Here is a 15,803-nt window from a genome sequence, read left to right as displayed (position 1 = left end):
ATCCGGGGCAGGCCGCTCCCCACACACTGATGTCATGACTGATTGATTGGGGAGATATCGGTGAGACGCTCAATGTTTTTTACCGCGGGCGCGTTGATCGTCCTGTTCGGCGCGTTGTTCCTGTGGCGCACGGAACGTGTGTCGGCCGCCGATCGGCCTGCGTCGCCGCTGGCGCCGTTGCCGGTCGAAACCATCGTCGTGAATCCGCAGGCGACGGCGCCGACGCTCGACGCGGTCGGTTCGCTCGAAGCGGTGCGGCAGGTGACCATCGCGCCGGAAGTCGCGGGCCGCATCGTCGGCATCCAGTTCGTCGCGGGGTCGCGCGTGAGTGCCGGGCAACCGCTCGTGCAGCTCTACGATGCTCCCGAGCAGGCGAAGCTCGCCGGGCTGCAGGCGAAGGCCGACTATACGCGCCGGCAGTTCGCACGCGCCGAGCAGCTCGTGCCGAACGGGGCCGAGCCGAAGGCGACATTCGACGCACGCCGCTACGAGCTTGACGCCGCGCGCGCCGATATCCGCGAGACCCAGGCGGTCATCACGCAGAAGTCGATCCGCGCGCCGTTCTCCGGCGTGATCGGCTTGCGCCGCGTGAACCTCGGGCAGTACCTGAACCCGGGCGACGCGATCGCGACGCTCACGGATCTCGACGTGTTGCACGCGAACTTCACGGTGCCGCAGAAAGCGTTGAGCCGCGTGGCGCTCGGCCAGACCGTGCGCGTGACGACAGATGCGTATCCGGGCCGCACGTTCGAAGGGCGCGTGACCGCGATCGAGCCGCAGGTCGGCGACGAGACCCGCAACATCACCGTGCAGGCCACGGTGGCCAATACCGGCCAGTTGCTGCGCCCGGGGATGTATATCGACGCGCATCTGGCGCTGCCGGGCCGCGACGCGGTGATCAGCGTGCCGGATACCGCGGTGCAGACCTCGCAGGCGGGCGACACCGTGGTGGTGGTCGAACAGCGCGACGCGCACGGCGTCGGCGTGGCGCGCGTGCGCCAGGTGCGGGCCGGCGCACGCGAGCGGGGCCGCATCGTCATCGACGACGGGCTGCGCGCCGGCGACGTGGTCGTGACGACCGGGCAGTTGCGCGTCGCGCCGGGCGCGAAGGTGCAGGCGCTGGCCGATGCGTCCACGCAACGGGAGACGGTGCGATGAGCCAGACCACGCAAGGCGCGCGCTTCACCGACATCTTCGTGCGGCGGCCGGTGCTGGCGCTCGTCTGCAGCCTGCTGATCCTGCTGGTGGGCGTGCGCTCGCTCGGCGCGCTGCCGGTGCGCCAGTATCCGATGCTGGAGAGCGCGACGATCAGCGTCGAGACGGCCTATCCCGGTGCGTCGCAGGCGTTGATGCAGGGTTTCGTGACGACGCCGATCGCACAGTCGATCGCGACGGCGGACGGCATCGAGTATCTGACCTCCACGTCGACGCAGGGCAAGAGCGTCGTGAAGGCGCGGCTGCGCCTGAATGCGAACGCCGACCGCGCGATGACGGAAATCATGGCGAAGGTGCAGGAGGTCAAGTACAAGATGCCCGAGGGCGCGTACGACTCGGTGATCACCAAGCTGACCGATGCGCCCACGGCCGTCATGTACCTGGGCTTCTCGAGCGACACGTTGTCGATCCCCGAGATCACCGATTACGTGGTGCGGGTGGCGCAGCCGCTGGTCACCACGGTGCCGGGCGTCGCGTCGGCTGAAATCGTCGGCGGGCAGAACCTCGCGATGCGGGTCTGGCTCGACGCGTCGCGGCTCGCCGCGCACGGGCTGTCGGCCGCCGATGTCGCGGCCGCGCTGAAGGCGAACAACGTGCAGGCCGCACCGGGCCAGTTGAAGGGCGCGCTGACCGTTGCCGACATTTCCGCGAACACCGACCTGACCGACGTCGGCGCGTTCGGCAACCTCGTCGTGAAATCGGAGGCGAGCGGCAGTTTCGTGCGGTTGCGCGACGTCGCGACGATCGAGCTGGGCGGCCAGCAATACAACGCGAGCGCGCTGATGAACGGGCACCGCGCCGTCAACATCGCGATCAACGCGACGCCGTCGGGTAACCCGCTCGATATCGTGCGCGGCGTGCAGGCACTGCTGCCGACGATGGAGCGCAGCAAGCCGGCCAGCATCAGGATCGGCGATGTGTTCGACGTCGCGCGCTTCGTCAACGCGTCGATCGACGAAGTGCGCGAAACGATCATCGAGGCGATCGCGATCGTCGTGGTCGTGATCTTCCTGTTCCTCGGCTCGTTCCGCGCGGTCGTGATCCCGGTCGTGACGATTCCGCTCGCCCTCGTCGGCTCCGCCGCGCTGATGCTGGCCGCGGGCTTCTCGCTGAACCTGCTCACGCTGCTCGCGATGGTGCTGGCGATCGGGCTGGTCGTCGACGACGCGATCGTCGTCGTCGAGAACATTCACCGGCACATCGAATCGGGCGAGCCGCCGGCGCGCGCGGCGTTGCTCGGCGCGCGCGAGATCGCGTCGCCGGTGATCGTGATGACCATCACGCTCGTTGCGGTGTATGCGCCGATCGGGCTGATGGGCGGGCTCACCGGCTCGTTGTTCCGCGAATTCGCTTTCACGCTCGCAGGGGCGGTGTGTGTGTCCGCGGTGATCGCGTTGACGCTTTCGCCGATGCTGAGCTCGCTGCTGCTCGACAGCCGGATGTCGGAGGGCCGCGTCGCGCGGGCGATCGAACACACGCTGTCGCGCGTCACGCACGGCTACCGGCGCCTGCTGCACGCGAGCCTCGCCGCGCGGCCGGCGGTGCTGGTGTTCGGCGCGGGCGTGCTGCTGGGCATCGGCGTGCTGTTCAGCGGCGTGAAGCGGGAACTGGCGCCGCAGGAGGACCAGGGCTCGATCATGCTGCAGGTGAAGGCGCCGCAGTATGCGAACCTCGACTACCTCGAACGCTACGCGCCGCAGATCGAGAAGGTGTTCCGCTCGCTGCCCGAAGCGGACACGAGCTTCGTGCTGAACGGTGTCGGCGGGGCCAATCTCGGCTTTGCCGGCGTGAACCTCGTCGACTGGTCGAAGCGCACACGCGGTGCGGCCGACCTGCAGGCGCTCGTGCAGGCGCGCGCGAACGCGATCGCCGGCGACCAGGTGTTCACGTTCCTGCTGCCGTCGCTGCCCGCGTCGAGCGGCGGCCTGCCGATCCAGATGGTGCTGCGCGCGCCCGCCGACTTCAAGGACATTTTCGCGACGATGGACAAACTGAAGGCCGCCGCCTCGAAGAGTGGACTGTTCGCGGTGGTCGACAGCGATCTGACATTCGACAGCCGCGCGGTCGGCGTGACGATCGACCGCAACCAGGCGAATGCGCTCGGCGTGACGATGAAGGACATCGCCGATACGCTCGCCGTGCTCGTGGGCGAGAACTACGTGAACCGCTTCGACCACAACGGCCGCTCGTACGACGTGATTCCGCAGGTCGCACGCGCGGAGCGCCTGTCGTCGGAGATGCTGAATCGCTACTACGTGAAAACGCGCGGCGGCAAGATGGTGGCGCTTTCGACCGTCGTGCGCGTGTCGAACGGCAGCCAGGCGAACGCCCTCACGCAGTTCAACCAGTTGAACTCGGCGACGCTGTCGGCGGTGGCTGCGCCCGGCGTGACGATGGGGCAAGCGGTCGAGTTCCTGCAGAAGCAGCCGCTGCCGGCCGGCTACGACATCGACTGGCTCGGCGAATCGCGGCAATACGTGCAGGAGGGCAATCGGCTGACCGTCACGTTCGTGTTCGCGCTCGTCGTCATCTTCCTGGTGCTCGCCGCGCAGTTCGAGAGCCTGCGCGATCCGCTGGTGATCCTCGTGTCGGTGCCGCTGTCGGTGTGCGGCGCGCTGGTGCCGCTGTACCTCGGCTTCGCGACGCTGAACATCTATACCCAGATCGGGCTCGTCACGCTGATCGGCCTGATTTCGAAGCACGGGATCCTGATGGTGAGCTTCGCGAACGAACTGCAACGCACGCAGCACCTCGACCGGCGCGCGGCGATCGAGCACGCGGCCGCGGTACGGCTGCGGCCGATCCTGATGACGACGGCCGCGATGGTCGCCGGGCTCGTGCCGCTGATTTTCGCGCGCGGCGCGGGGGCGGCCAGCCGCTTCGCGATCGGGATCACGGTCTCCACCGGCATGCTGGTCGGGACGCTGTTCACGCTGTTCGTGCTGCCGACCGTGTACACGCTGATCGCGAAGCGCCATCGCGAGGCGGCGACCAGCGAGCGCGCTCGCGTGCTGGAGGCCGTATGAACGTGCAATCTGAAACGCGTGCCGCGGCGGTGCGCCACGGGAGCAACATGAGTCGAATTCGCATCGCGGCTGTGGCGGCGGCCGCGCTCTTCGCTGCGGGCTGCACGATGGCGCCGCACTACACGCGGCCCGACGCACCCGTCGCGCAGGCGTTCCCGTCCGGCGGCGTCTATGCGACGCAGCCGGGCGCCGCGGCGGGTGCACGCAGCGCGAACGGCCAGGCGGCGACCGCCATCGGCTGGCGCGAATTCTTCGCCGATCCGCGCCTGCAGCGGCTGATCGAGATCGCGCTGAAGAACAACCGCGACCTGCGCGTGTCGGTGCTGAACGTCGAGGCGGCGCGTGCGCAGTACCAGATCACGCGCGCGGGGCTGTTCCCGACGCTTGACGGCATGGGGACGGGAAACATCCAGCGCTATCCGCAGGGTGTTTCTCCGACGGAGCAGGCCACGATCACCCGGGCCTACAACGTCGGGCTTGCCGCGTCGTGGGAGCTCGACCTGTTCGGCCGCGTGCAGAGCCTGAAGGACCAGGCGCTCGCGCAGTATCTGTCGACCGCCTACGCACGGCAGGCGTCGGAAATCTCGCTGGTGGCGCAGGTGGCCGATCAATACCTGACGCTGCTGTCGACCGACGATCTGCTGAAGGTTACGGAGAACACGCTGAAGACCGCGCGGGCATCGTACGACCTGACGAAGCTGCAGTTCGACAACGGCACGGGCACCGAACTCGATTTGCGCCAGGCGCAGACGGTGGTCGAGACGGCGCTCGCGAACCAGCAGGAGCAGGCGCGTGCGCGTGCGCAGGCGCTGAACTATCTGGTGCTGCTGATCGGCGAGCCGCTGCCGGACGATCTGCCGCCGGGCCTGCCGCTCGACGCGCAGAACCTGCTCCCGGACGTGCCGGCCGGTTTGCCGTCGGATCTGCTGACGCGTCGCCCGGACGTGATGCAGGCCGAGCAGGCGCTGCTGGCCGCGAACGCGAACATCGGGGCGGCGCGCGCGGCGTTCTTCCCGAGGATCTCGCTGACGGCCGCGTTCGGCACGGCAAGCCCGACGTTGGGCGGCCTGTTCAAGGCCGGCACGGCGGCCTGGTCGTTCGCGCCGACCGTCGCGCTGCCGATCTTCGAGGGCGGCTCGAACATCGCGAACCTCGATCTCGCGCACGTGCAGAAGCGCATCGAGATCGCGAACTACGAGAAGACGATCCAGGCGGCGTTCCGCGACGTGGCTGACGGGCTGGCCGCACGCGGCACGTACGATCAGCAGATCGCGGCGCTGGAGCGCAACGCGCACGCGCAGCAACGCCGCTTCGACCTGTCGGACCTGCGCTACAAGAGCGGCGCCGACAGCTATCTGTCGGTGTTGACCGCACAAACCGACCTGTACAACGCGCAGCAGTCGCTGATCAATGCGCGTCTGGCGCGCTGGACCAACCTGGTCGACCTGTACCGTGCGCTGGGGGGCGGGTGGATCCAGCGTAGCGGCGAGACGCCGCGTCCGGCAGATCAGCCGATCGCATTCAGATAGGTGGGGATGTCCCGGTGCGCGGCCCGCACGCAACCGGCCGAAGGATGGCCCGGTCGGTGCCGTGTGACGAAGCGACAGATCGTGCGTTGGGCAGCCAACCGGTCATGAAATCGACGAACGCGGGGCGGCGCAGTCATGCCGCTCGCGTTCGTTTCTTTTTTATGGCGAGAACGGCGATGACTGGATTGCTGCCTGCAGAAGCAACACGCGCTTGCACACACGATTGAATGACATATCGATGAAACGCGCACTTATGGATCGAAACATTTCAACGTAATTATCTGATTCAAAAGAGATTTTGATAAAAATCAAAAACATGTCGCGTGATTGATCAGATGGTTTGAAACCCTCAATACAATGATTCTCCGCATAAAGGCCAACCGGCCTTGACGCAGTTTCGTCCGGTGAAAAAATTCGACCCGAGGTTTCGCGATGACGAATCACGACGTGCGCGAGTCGCGCGTGTCTTACAATGGCTTGCAGCCCCTTGAAGGCAAAAGGGGAATCGTCGTCGGCCTGGCGAACGAGCAGAGCATCGCCTGGGGATGCGCGCGTGCATTTCACGCAGCGGGCGCCGAGCTGGCCGTGACCTGGCAATCCGACCGCGCGTGGCCGTACGTCGAGCCGCTGCTGGAACAGCTGAAGCCGGCGATTGCGTTGCCGCTCGACGTGAGCCGGACCGACCAGATGCGCGAGGCGTTCGACGCGATCGGCGAGCAGTGGGGCGGCCTCGACTTTCTGCTGCATGCCGTTGCCTATGCACCGAAGGCCGATCTGCACGGGCGGGTGGTCGACAGTTCGCCGGAAGGGTTCGCACTCGCGATGGATACCTCCTGCCACTCGTTCATCAGGATGGCCAAGCTTGCCGAGCCGTTGATGACCTCCGGCGGCAGCCTGATGGCGATGACCTACATCGGCGCCGACCGGGTCATCGACGAGTACGGCGTGATGGGGCCGGTCAAGGCGGCGCTGGAGGCCTCCGTTCGCTACCTGGCCGTCGAACTGGGATCGGCAGGCATTCGGGTGAACGCCGTTTCGCCCGGGGCATTGCCCACGCGCGCGGCCTCCGGGCTACCGAACTTCGACCACCTGCTCGACGACACCGCACGACGCGCGCCATTGCGCCGGGCGCTCGACATCGACGACGTCGGCGCGTTGTGCACCTTTCTCGCCAGCGATGCCGCGCGCGCGATGACCGGCGGCGTTCACTACATCGACGCCGGGATGCACGTGCTCGGCTGACGCGAGACGGCCGCTCCCGGCATGCGTCGCGATTCACCTTGCCCCTCTGGAGAACAGTGTTATGGATGCTGCCACGCAACTGGCGCGCAGTGACGAGATCGCCGCGGAGATTGTCCACGTCCTGCAAAAGCGCACGCGGCACGCGCTGGAACAGTACGGGAAACGGTTGGGCGAAGCACTCGACGGCAGCGCCAGCCCCAGCCACGACCCGGGCGCCGCTCCTTTGGGCGCACCTTTCTTGCCGCTGAGCGCATGGCATTACGCGGTCGACGCCGTGCAGCGCTCGCTGCTGTTCTGGGACACGCTGCGCGAGCGCGGCACGCAATACGTCGAGCGCGCGGCCCAGGGGCTCAAGCCGGTGCTGCATTTCGACTACGACGTCGTGCTCGACGGCCGGCAGTTCGGGCGGCCCGTCAATTACGCGCTCGTTCACATCCAGCCGCCGGACGGCGTGATCGTCGACGCCGCGAAGCGGCCCTACCTGATCATCGATCCGCGCGCGGGGCACGGCCCCGGAATCGGCGGCTTCAAGGACGATTCGCAAGTCGGCGTTGCGTTGCGCGCGGGGCATCCGGTGTACTTCGTCGTGTTCTTCCAGGAGCCCGAGCCCGGCCAGACGCTGCTCGACGTGTGCGCGGCGGAACAGGCGTTCGTCCGGAAAGTGCGGGAACTGCATCCGGACAGCCTCAAGCCGGCCATCGTCGGCAACTGCCAGGGCGGCTGGGCCGCGATGATGCTCGCGAGTTCGTCCGCCGACGATACGGGCCCGATCGTCATCAACGGCGCCCCGATGTCGTACTGGAGCGGCGCGTGGAGCGAGGGGCCCGGCGACAATCCGATGCGCTATGCCGGCGGCCTGCTCGGCGGCACCTGGCTCGCGTCGTTCTCGTCGGACCTCGGCCACGGCAAGTTCGACGGCGCGTATCTCGTGCAGAACTTCGAGAACCTGAACCCGGCGAATACGTTGTGGGACAAGTATTACCACGTGTACGACAACATCGACACCGAGCCGCCGCGCTTCCTCGAGTTCGAGCGCTGGTGGGGCGGCTACTACCTGATGAACCGCGAGGAGATCGAATGGATCACGCGCAACCTGTTCATCGGCAACAAGCTCTGGTCCGGCGAGGTGCGGGACGGGACGGGCAAGGCGTTCGACCTGCGCGAGATCCGCTCGCCGATCATCCTGTTCGCGTCGATGGGCGACAACATCACGCCGCCGCAGCAGGCGTTCAACTGGGTCGCGGACATCTACGGCAGCACGGAGGAGATCAAGTCGCGCGGGCAGGTCATCATCGGGTTGATGGAGGAGGATGTCGGGCATCTCGGCATTTTCGTGTCGGGCAAGGTCGCGAAGAAGGAGCACGCACAGATCGTCAGCGTGCTGGATGCCGTCGAAACGCTGCCGCCGGGCCTCTATGCGATGTCGATCGAAGAGGTGAAAGGCGCCGACGGAAAGGTCGCGTACGACGTCACCTTCGCCGAGCACCGTCTCGAAGAGATCGCGCAACACTTCAACCGCTTCGGGCGCAAGGACGAACATGTCTTCGAGGCCGTCGCCGAGCTGTCCGAATTCACGCAGCGCGCGTATGAACTGTTCATGCAGCCGTTCGTGCAGCAGGCATCGAACGAGACCATGGCACAACGGTTGCGCGATTTTCATCCGCTGCGCGTTCAGCGCTGGGCATTTTCGGACCTGAATCCGTGGCTGCGCTGGCTGAAGCCGGCCGCCGACACGGTCAAGGCGAACCGCCAGCCGGCCGACGATATCGAGCCGTGGCGCAGGCTCGAGCGTCGCGGCTCGGACGTCATCAGCGCGTCGCTCGACTATTTCCGCGCGATCCGCGATGCGGGCACCGAGGCGCTGTTCTTCACGCTGTACACGCAGCCGTTCATGCTGCACTTCGCGGAGCAGTATTGCGACCGTCACGCTGCTGCGCCGGTGGCGAAGGATCCCCGCGACCTGCCGTTCGTGAAGGAGGCGCTCGCGTCGATCGAGCGGGGCGGCTACACCGCAGCGGTGGCGCGCGCAGCGTTTTTGCTCGAGCGCAGCGGCGAGCCGTTTCCGCTGGCGCAGCTTGCGACCGAGCGCGAGCTCGCCGAAACCTACGCCGAATACCTTCCGGACCTGCCGCCCGACCAGTGGCGGCGCATCTACGGCGAACAGGAGATCATCGCGACGTACGCATCGCAACAAGCCGTCGCCACGCTGCCGGCCCTGCTTGCCCGGCCGGAGGATCGCCGGCGGCTGCTGACGTTGCTGGACAAGCTGCTGGGCGATCCGCGCGTGCAAAGCGCGGCGGTGAGCGAGCAACAGTGGGCGGCCCTGCAACGCATCCGCGCGGTGCTGGGCGCGCCGCCCGCGAAGCGGCCGGCCAAGGGGCCGGCCAAGCTGCCGGTCGCGGCCCTCGATCGTGTGCAGTGACGGACAGCAAGGAATCGCAATGGAAACCCGACACGAGAAGTATCGCCGCCTGATCGAACACTGCCAGGCGCTGGCGCCGATGCCGACGGCCGTCGTGCATCCGTGCGATCGAAGCTCGCTCGAGGGGGCGCTGGAGGCGACGCGCAAGCGGCTGATCGCACCGATCCTGGTCGGCCCGCGCGCACGGATCGAAGCGACCGCCGCGCAGTGCGGGCTGTCGATCGGCGATCACGAGATCGTCGATGCGCCGTACAGCGAGGCGTCGGCGGCCGCGGCGGTGCGGCTCGTTCGCGACGGGCGGGCGGCCGCGCTGATGAAGGGCAGCCTGCATACCGACGAGCTCATGGCCGAAGTGGTGCGTCACGATGCCGGGTTGCGCACCGGCCGGCGCATCAGCCATTGCTTCGTCATGGACGTGCCCGCGCACGCCGATCCGCTGATCGTGACCGACGCGGCGATCAACATCGCGCCGACGCTCGAGGAAAAGGTCGACATCCTGCAGAACGCGATCGATCTTGCGCATGCGCTGGCATTTCCGCAGGTGTTCGTGGCGATCCTGTCGGCGATGGAGACGGTCAACCCGAAAGTGCCGTCGACGCTCGAAGCCGCCGCGCTGTGCAAGATGGTGGACCGGCGGCAGATTACCGGCGCGCTCGTCGACGGCCCCCTGGCGCTCGACAACGCGATCGACCCCGAGGCCGCGCGCATCAAGCAGATCGATTCGCCGGTGGCCGGGCATGCGAACGTGCTGATGGTGCCGGACCTCGAAGCGGGCAACATGCTCGCCAAGAGCCTGTCGTTCCTCGCGGGCGCGGACGCGGCGGGGATCGTGCTCGGCGCGCGCGTGCCGATCATCCTGACGAGTCGCGCCGATTCGTTGATCACCCGGCTGGCTTCATGCGCGGTCGCGATGCTCGTCGCGAACGCGCAGCGTGAAGCCGCCGCGCGCGCGGGGTGACGCCATGGCAGACGCGATTCTGGTGTTGAACGCCGGCTCGTCGAGCATCAAGTTTTCTGCATTCGACGTGCAGGGCGACACGCTCGGGCTGATCGTGCACGGCGAGGTCGACGGCCTGTATACGGCCACCGCGCGCTTCAGCGCCGTCGACCGTCACGCGGAACGTCACGAGCAGCAATGGAGCGGCGGCGATACGTTCGGCCATCACGAAGGGCTCGCGCAGATCGCCGCGTTCCTGGAGGCGCATCGGGAAGGACATCGTCTCGCGGCGGTGGGCCATCGCGTCGTGCACGGCGGGCAACGCTTCAGCGGCCCGGTGCGCGTCACGCCCGAGATCGTGGCCGAGCTGGAAAAGCTCACCCCGCTCGCGCCGTTGCATCAACCGCACAACCTGACGCCGATTCGCATCCTCGAATCGGTGCGGCCCGGTATCGAGCAGGTGGCCTGCTTCGACACGGCGTTCCACTGCACGCAGCCCGCGGTGGCCCAGGCGTTCGCGCTGCCGGAGTCGATCACCGGCCGGGGCGTGCGCCGCTACGGCTTCCACGGGCTCTCGTACGAGTACATCGCGAGCGTGCTGCCCGACGTCGCGCCCCAGGCGGCGCGCGGGCGCACGGTCGTCGCCCACCTCGGCAACGGCGCGAGCATGTGTGCGCTCGTGGCGGGCAAGAGCGTCGCGAGCACGATGGGGTTCACGGCGGTCGACGGACTGCCGATGGGCACGCGTTGCGGCAACGTGGACCCGGGCGTCGTGCTGTTCCTGATGGAGGAACTCGGGATGGACGTGCGCGCCGTCGAGGATCTGCTTTATCGGCGCTCCGGCCTGCTCGGGGTGTCCGGCATATCGAGCGACATGCGCACCCTGCTCGCGAGCGACGATCCGCATGCGCGCTTCGCGATCGAGCTGTACGTCTACCGCATCGCGCGCGAACTCGGGTCGCTTGCCGCCGCCATGGAAGGCATCGACGCCATCGTCTTCACGGCGGGGATCGGCGAGCACGCGGCGGCGATTCGCGAAGGGGTGATGCGCCGTGCGGCCTGGCTCGGCGTCGAGATCGATGTCGACGCGAACCATGCCGGCGGGCCGCGGGTCACGACGGCGTCGAGCCGCATACCGGCGTGGGTGATTCCGACCAACGAAGAACTGATGATCGCGCAGCATACGCGCCGGCTGATCCGGTGACGGGCGGACGAACGAACGGAGAAAGGAGCCGTGATGGCCGAACTGTTGCTGGTCAATGTCGAGGAACATGCACGCGACGACGAGGTCGGCGCGTTCCTGACGCAGTATGGATTCCCGCTGTTCGATGCGATCGAGCGCGTGCCGGCCGGGATTGGCAACCCGGTCGCGCTGCTCAGGTTCAGCACGCTGTCGTCGGTGGGGCTCTACACGCTGCGCGCGCGGATCGACCACATATCGTGGCGGGGGCGATCGATTCGTGCGCATATCCTGCCGGACCGGAAGGACTGAACGGCTTCTTGAGCCCGGGTGGCTCAAGGGGTGAATGCGGGTCGGCTCGCCCGCCCCTGTGCGTTTCCAGCACGAACCGGACGATCACCGGCGGCATCGGCCACAACCTGCCGCAGGAAGCGCCGCAGGCGTTCGCGGAGGCGATCCTGCAGGTGGAGCATCTGTGACGCGGGCATGCGTGGGCGTGGTGCGGCGCGGCGTGCGCCGCGCGTTCGTCGCGGGCGTGCGGCTGGCCGGTGCGACGGTCACGCGCGTGAACGGCAGCCATGTGTCGATGCTGAGCCAGCCGAAGGCCGTGGCCGATGCGGTCATCTCGGACTCGTCTACGATGTCGCGCTGACAATAGGATGTCGTTTCGCTCTATTGCAGCGGTCATTCGCTCGACGGAGCGAACCGGGCTCGCTTTAGAATCCGGAAAGGATGGTTCGCCAAGCCGATTCGCTCACGGTGAGAAAAAGAGACGCCATGAAGAGACGATGCCTTCTGAAGGGTGTTGCCGCGCTGCCTTTCCTCCGAACCCCCTCGATTTTTGCCGACGTGATTCCGGCGGTGGCTGGAACAGGCCGCGTTCGGCCAGGCGATCCTGCGTGGCCGGACACTGAGGAATGGGAGGCGCTGAGTCGCGCAGTGGGTGGAAATTTGTTGCGACCGACGACCATCTGGGAGACTTGCGCGCAAGCGCCCCGCACGCCCGATTGTCTAGCTCGCCTGGAGGAAGCGCGAAATCCGATCGCGCTCGGTGACGATCCTGGCGGCACGCAGATCTCAGGGTGGCTCGACGGATGGACACCCCGCGCGAGCGCGTACGCTCTGGCGGCCCGTTCTACCGCCGATGTGGTTGCGGGCATCGATTTCGTGCGCCAACACAATTTGCGTCTGGTGGTGAAAGGCGGAGGGCACAGTTATCTGGGCGGCTCGAACGCGCCGGATTCCCTTTTGATCTGGACACGCGCGATGAACCGCATCGAGCTACACGATGCATTCGTTCCCTTGGGCTCGTCGATGCCTCCGACGCCGGCTGTGACTGTCGAGGCCGGCTGCATGTGGATCGACGTCTACACGGCCGTCACCACCCAGGCTGGGCGATACGTCCAAGGCGGCGGTTGTGCGAGCGTGGGGGTGGCCGGCCTCGTCCAGGGCGGCGGTTTCGGATCGTTCTCGAAGCGTTACGGATTGGCGGCCGCGAGCCTGCTCCAGGCCGAGATCGTCACCGCTGACGGCGTTGTCCGCACCGTCAACGCATCGCGGGAGCCCGACCTGTTCTGGGCGCTGAAAGGCGGCGGTGGCGGCAGTTTCGGTGTGGTGACCAGGCTCACTTTGCAGACCCACGATCTGCCTGAGCACTTCGGTTGGGCTGAGTTCACGGTCAAGGCGTCATCGCGTGAGGCTTACCGGCGGCTGGTTGAACGGCTCGTCGGCCACTATGCCGAACACCTGTTCAACCCCCAATGGGGCGAGCAGCTTGTGTTTCACGAAGACGAAGTCCACGTGTCGATGGTGTGTCAGGGCCTCAACGACGGACGGGCCAAATCGGTCTGGGCACCTTTCATCGATTGGGTACGCGCCTCACCGGCAGATTTCGCCTTCAATGACGAACTTCGAATCGGCGCCGGTCCCGCACGCCGCTGGTGGGATATCAAGGCCAACCCGGGGCTGGTGCCCGACCCACGAGCCGGAGCGGCCACCCAGCACGGTTGGTGGCGAGGCGATGGAGACGAGGCCTCCCTATTTCTGTATGGCTACGCGTCACAATGGCTGCCCGCGACGCTTCTCGAACCAGCCCGACGCGGTCAGCTTGCCGGGGCGCTCGTGAAGGCCGCCCAATTTCAGGCCGTGGAACTGCATGTCAACAAAGGACTCGCCGGTGCCCCTGCGGCAGTGAATGAGCACGCACGTCAGTGCGCGATGAATCCCAAAGTCGCCGACGCGTTCGCCTTGATGATTGTGGCTGCGGGCGGTCCGCCGCCGTTTGCGGGTCTCCCGATCACGCCGCCTGACATGACGGAGGCATATCGCCAAGCCGAGCGTGTGGCCAAAGCTGCGGCCGTTCTTGGAGCGTTGTCGCCACAAAGCGGCTCCTATCTTTCGGAAGCAGATTTTTTCCGTGGAGATTGGCGCGAAGCGTTTTGGGGGGCGAATTATGCGCGGCTGAAAGCGATCAAGAACCGCTACGACCCCGAGGGATTCTTTTTCGTCCATCACGGGGTCGGCAGCGAGGACTGGAGCGCCGACGGCTTTACGCCGGTGCGGTCGTGATTGTTGGGATGTCCGGTGATTGACTTGCAGCGGTCGGGTGTCGTTCATTCGGAGCACAGACCGATGCGGGGCGGGCGCTGCCCTTCACATCGGGCGGGATTCGCACTCCATTTCGGACATTCGGACATTCGGACGTTCATGCAGCAGCGGTCCTACCTTCTACAGCATGATCGACTGAGGCACTTCACGGCAGACGCAGCAGCTTTTACGAAATGGCTTCTTGCGTCGGGAGTGCCGCAGCGACCGCGTCGCCCATCTCGCGGGTGCCGACCTTGCGCGTGCCGGCTTCCCAGATGTCAGCCGTGCGCAGCCCTTGCATGAGCACCCGCTTGACCGCCGTCTCAATACGCAGGGCTTCATTGGGGAGGTTCAGAGAATGGCGCAGCATCATTGCCGCAGACAGGATGGTCGCAAGCGGATTCGCGATGTCCTTGCCCGCGATGTCCGGCGCAGATCCGTGTGACGGCTCATACAAGCCCTTGCCATTCGCATCGAGGGACGCAGAAGGCAACATGCCAATCGAGCCGGTCAGCATCGCCGCTTCGTCCGACAGGATATCGCCGAACAGGTTGCCGGTGACAATCACGTCAAACGCCTTCGGTGCGCGCACCAGCTGCATTGCGGCGTTGTCGATATACATGTGCGAGAGCTCGACGTCGGGATATTCGCTGGCCACCCTTGTTATCGTGTCACGCCAGAATTGAGAGGTTTCGAGCACATTGGCCTTGTCGACGTTACACAAGCGCTTGCCGCGCTTTTGCGCGGCACGAAAGGCGACATGGGCCACGCGAACGATTTCCGGCGTGCTGTAACGCATGGTGTCAAATCCTTCTTCATGACCCTGGAATGGCCCGTCGGGTGCGATACGCGTGCCGCGCGGCTCGCCAAAATACACGTCGCCGGTCAGGTCGCGGATGATCAGGATGTCGAGACCGCCAACGACTTCTGGCTTAAGCGTCGATGCTGCTGACAGTTCCGGATACAGCATCGCAGGACGCAGGTTGGCGAACAAGGCCAGATGCTTGCGCAGGCCGAGGATCGCTTGTTCCGGTCGTAGTGGTCGTTCGAGCTTGTCGTATTGCCAGTCGCCAACGGCGCCAAGAAGAATAGCGTCGGCTGATTTTGCCAACGCGAGCGTACGCTCGGGCAAGGGGTGGCCGTGGATGGCATAGCCGGCACCGCCAACTGGTGCTTCTTCCAGTTCGAAGGAACAATCAAGCGCGTTGAGTACCTTGACGGCCTGCGCCGTGATTTCAGGACCAATGCCGTCACCGGGCAAAACCGCAATTCTTGGATTCATGCGAATGGAGTCTCCGTTGATTGAAGGACTCCAGCCTAACCGACGTACTCTCATGAAAAAAGATTAAGCATTTATCCCGGTACAGATCATGCCATGCTGCCTGAACCGCACTCGACCCGGCAGACGTGAGATGAAGGGGATCGCCGAGCGTTTCGTGCTTGATGCGCCGACCTCACGCGAACACGCAGAGCGGGCTGGCGATGCCCTCGACGTAGACGAGCACCGAGTACGGTTGCAACAGTCACTGGAACGAGGCGTTCTCAATGCGACGGAAAGGCAAACTCGTCGCCGATGCAATGCTTCGACCGGATTCGGCAGCGTGCTGCTTCGTCGGCGCATTTAGTACGCAGTCTTTGCCATGAGACGCAGACTTCCGCAAACGGC

Annotated in this window: 11 protein-coding genes; 10 read left to right on the top strand and 1 reads right to left on the bottom strand. The window is 66.1% G+C overall.

What is annotated here, in order from left to right; all coding sequences use genetic code 11:
* Positions 1-72 precede the first annotated feature (72 nt).
* From HWX36_RS21290 to HWX36_RS21245, 10 genes are all read left to right on the top strand, one after another.
* The gene (locus HWX36_RS21290) at positions 73-1,158 is read left to right on the top strand and encodes an efflux RND transporter periplasmic adaptor subunit (RefSeq protein WP_175954427.1); all 1,086 of its coding nucleotides are present in this window, start codon (positions 73-75) and stop codon (positions 1,156-1,158) included.
* Positions 1,155-4,241 (top strand): efflux RND transporter permease subunit, encoded by a 3,087-nt coding sequence (locus tag HWX36_RS21285; protein ID WP_175954425.1) that lies wholly within the window; start codon positions 1,155-1,157, stop codon positions 4,239-4,241. The genes HWX36_RS21290 and HWX36_RS21285 overlap by 4 nt, the downstream gene beginning before the upstream one ends.
* A gap of 47 nt (positions 4,242-4,288) precedes the next feature.
* Positions 4,289-5,770, top strand: a complete 1,482-nt coding sequence (locus HWX36_RS21280; protein WP_175954423.1) for an efflux transporter outer membrane subunit — start codon at positions 4,289-4,291, stop codon at positions 5,768-5,770.
* Between the two features lie 432 nt (positions 5,771-6,202).
* Positions 6,203-7,012, top strand: coding sequence for an enoyl-ACP reductase FabI (gene fabI, locus HWX36_RS21275; protein WP_175954421.1), 810 nt, complete (start codon positions 6,203-6,205; stop codon positions 7,010-7,012).
* Positions 7,013-7,073: 61 nt separating this feature from the next.
* Positions 7,074-9,434: a DUF3141 domain-containing protein gene (locus HWX36_RS21270; RefSeq protein WP_175954419.1), complete on the top strand. Its 2,361-nt coding sequence runs from the start codon at positions 7,074-7,076 to the stop codon at positions 9,432-9,434.
* A 19-nt stretch (positions 9,435-9,453) separates the two neighbouring features.
* The gene (locus HWX36_RS21265; RefSeq protein WP_175954418.1) at positions 9,454-10,392 is read left to right on the top strand and encodes a phosphate acetyltransferase; all 939 of its coding nucleotides are present in this window, start codon (positions 9,454-9,456) and stop codon (positions 10,390-10,392) included.
* Positions 10,393-10,396: 4 nt separating this feature from the next.
* A complete protein-coding gene (locus tag HWX36_RS21260) occupies positions 10,397-11,575 on the top strand; it encodes an acetate/propionate family kinase (protein WP_175954416.1) in 1,179 nt (392 codons plus the stop codon).
* Positions 11,576-11,608: 33 nt separating this feature from the next.
* Positions 11,609-11,863: an RNA-binding protein gene (locus HWX36_RS21255; protein WP_175954414.1), complete on the top strand. Its 255-nt coding sequence runs from the start codon at positions 11,609-11,611 to the stop codon at positions 11,861-11,863.
* 163 nt (positions 11,864-12,026) lie between these two features.
* Positions 12,027-12,203, top strand: coding sequence for a hypothetical protein (locus HWX36_RS21250; RefSeq protein WP_175954137.1), 177 nt, complete (start codon positions 12,027-12,029; stop codon positions 12,201-12,203).
* Positions 12,204-12,328: 125 nt separating this feature from the next.
* On the top strand, positions 12,329-14,119 hold the full coding sequence (locus tag HWX36_RS21245; RefSeq protein ID WP_175954412.1) for an FAD-binding oxidoreductase: 1,791 nt from the start codon (positions 12,329-12,331) through the stop codon (positions 14,117-14,119).
* 205 nt (positions 14,120-14,324) lie between these two features.
* Here the strand turns inward: HWX36_RS21245 and leuB are convergent, their stop codons facing one another.
* Positions 14,325-15,419 carry a 3-isopropylmalate dehydrogenase gene (gene leuB / locus HWX36_RS21240; protein WP_175954410.1) on the bottom strand — a complete coding sequence of 365 codons (1,095 nt, stop codon included), beginning with the start codon at positions 15,417-15,419 and terminating at the stop codon, positions 14,325-14,327.
* Positions 15,420-15,803 lie beyond the last annotated feature (384 nt).

The organism is Burkholderia sp. BCC0405 (assembly GCF_902833075.1).
In the GTDB taxonomy this organism is placed as follows: Bacteria; Pseudomonadota; Gammaproteobacteria; order Burkholderiales; family Burkholderiaceae; genus Burkholderia.
Note: the sequence above shows the minus strand (reverse complement) of the source record. Positions and strands in the feature narration are given on the sequence as shown.

Bases quoted from the DNA above. Each gene is read 5' to 3' on its own strand.
- HWX36_RS21270 (WP_175954419.1), top strand. From the start codon at position 7,074: ATGGATGCTGCCACGCAACTGGCGCGCAGTGACGAGATCGCCGCGGAG.
- HWX36_RS21285 (WP_175954425.1), top strand. From the start codon at position 1,155: ATGAGCCAGACCACGCAAGGCGCGCGCTTCACCGACATCTTCGTGCGG.
- HWX36_RS21265 (WP_175954418.1), top strand. From the start codon at position 9,454: ATGGAAACCCGACACGAGAAGTATCGCCGCCTGATCGAACACTGCCAG.
- HWX36_RS21255 (WP_175954414.1), top strand. From the start codon at position 11,609: ATGGCCGAACTGTTGCTGGTCAATGTCGAGGAACATGCACGCGACGAC.
- HWX36_RS21280 (WP_175954423.1), top strand. From the start codon at position 4,289: ATGAGTCGAATTCGCATCGCGGCTGTGGCGGCGGCCGCGCTCTTCGCT.
- HWX36_RS21245 (WP_175954412.1), top strand. From the start codon at position 12,329: ATGAAGAGACGATGCCTTCTGAAGGGTGTTGCCGCGCTGCCTTTCCTC.
- fabI (WP_175954421.1), top strand. From the start codon at position 6,203: ATGACGAATCACGACGTGCGCGAGTCGCGCGTGTCTTACAATGGCTTG.
- HWX36_RS21290 (WP_175954427.1), top strand. From the start codon at position 73: ATGTTTTTTACCGCGGGCGCGTTGATCGTCCTGTTCGGCGCGTTGTTC.
- leuB (WP_175954410.1), bottom strand. From the start codon at position 15,419: ATGAATCCAAGAATTGCGGTTTTGCCCGGTGACGGCATTGGTCCTGAA.
- HWX36_RS21260 (WP_175954416.1), top strand. From the start codon at position 10,397: ATGGCAGACGCGATTCTGGTGTTGAACGCCGGCTCGTCGAGCATCAAG.